We start from the raw sequence: 1197 nt of genomic DNA, 5'->3' as shown, positions 1-1197 counted from the left end.
TCCAGTACTATTTATTTTAATAGTAGCGTTTTAATTTATATGTGGGTGATTAGCTCAGTTGGGAGAGCATCGCCCTTACAAGGCGAGGGTCACTGGTTCAAGTCCAGTATCACCCACCACATATAAAACCTGTTATTATATTAGTAGTTGCATGTTTTAAATTTGTAATATGGGTCACAAGCTCAGTTACAAGAAAAGAGAGCATCACCGCTATTTACAACTAACGGCGAGGTTCACTGGTTAAAATCCAGTACTATTTATTTTAATAGTAGCGTTTTAAATTTGTAATATGGGTCGTTAGCTCAGTTGGGAGAGCATCGCCCTTACAAGGCGAGGGTCACTGGTTCAAGTCCAGTACGACCCACCATTCTTAGAATGGTGCATATTACATGATATCTAAATGGGTGATTAGCTCAGTTGGGAGAGCATCGCCCTTACAAGGCGAGGGTCACTGGTTCAAGTCCAGTATCACCCACCATTTAGATATAAAACTTTACGGGTCGTTAGCTCAGTTGGGAGAGCATCGCCCTTACAAGGCGAGGGTCACTGGTTCAAGTCCAGTACGACCCACCATTTATAAAATGGTTATCGTAAAGTTTAGTAATTGATTATATGGGGTCGTTAGCTCAGTTGGGAGAGCATCGCCCTTACAAGGCGAGGGTCACTGGTTCAAGTCCAGTACGACCCACCATTTAATCAAAATTATATGTGGGTGATTAGCTCAGTTGGGAGAGCATCGCCCTTACAAGGCGAGGGTCACTGGTTCAAGTCCAGTATCACCCACCACATATAAAACCTTTTAAAACCCTCAATCAAACCTTACGTTATATTCTTTAATCGATAATTAGCTCAGCTGAAAAGAAAGAGCATCGCCACCCTTCACAAATAATGGCGAGGATCACTGGTTCAAGTCCAGTATCACCCACCACATATAAAACCTCTTAATATCATCAATCAAACCTTACGTTATATTCTTTAATCGATAATTAGCTCAGTTGAAAAAAAGAGCATCGCCACCCTTCACAAATAATGGCGAGGGTCACTGGTACAAGTCCAGAATCACCCACCACATATAATACCAATCTGCATAAAGATTAAGTCAATTTTATCCAGTCTCTAGAGCATATGCTTTTAACCGTATCAGGAACAGAAATGAATTTATTCCACGCTTGCGAAACCTGTTCGACTATTTCTTCA

6 tRNA genes are annotated in these 1197 nt (G+C 41.2%); all 6 read left to right on the top strand.

The annotated features are described in order from the left end of the window. Positions 1-43 precede the first annotated feature (43 nt). The 6 genes from H5154_RS19535 to H5154_RS19510 all read left to right on the top strand — a co-directional run bounded on the left by H5154_RS19535 (position 44) and on the right by H5154_RS19510 (position 786). Positions 44-119 (top strand) — tRNA-Val (locus tag H5154_RS19535). 172 nt (positions 120-291) lie between these two features. Beyond that, positions 292-367 (top strand) — tRNA-Val (locus H5154_RS19530). Positions 368-402: 35 nt separating this feature from the next. Then, positions 403-478: transfer RNA gene (locus H5154_RS19525), tRNA-Val, on the top strand. 19 nt (positions 479-497) lie between these two features. After that, positions 498-573, top strand: a tRNA-Val gene (locus H5154_RS19520). A 42-nt stretch (positions 574-615) separates the two neighbouring features. Beyond that, positions 616-691 (top strand) — tRNA-Val (locus H5154_RS19515). Between the two features lie 19 nt (positions 692-710). Beyond that, positions 711-786: transfer RNA gene (locus H5154_RS19510), tRNA-Val, on the top strand. The last annotated feature ends 411 nt before the right edge of the window (positions 787-1197 follow it).

Source organism: Pseudoalteromonas sp. SR44-5 (genome assembly GCF_014163675.1).
GTDB classification, from domain to species: domain Bacteria; phylum Pseudomonadota; class Gammaproteobacteria; order Enterobacterales; family Alteromonadaceae; genus Pseudoalteromonas; species Pseudoalteromonas rhizosphaerae.
Note: the sequence above shows the minus strand (reverse complement) of the source record. Positions and strands in the feature narration are given on the sequence as shown.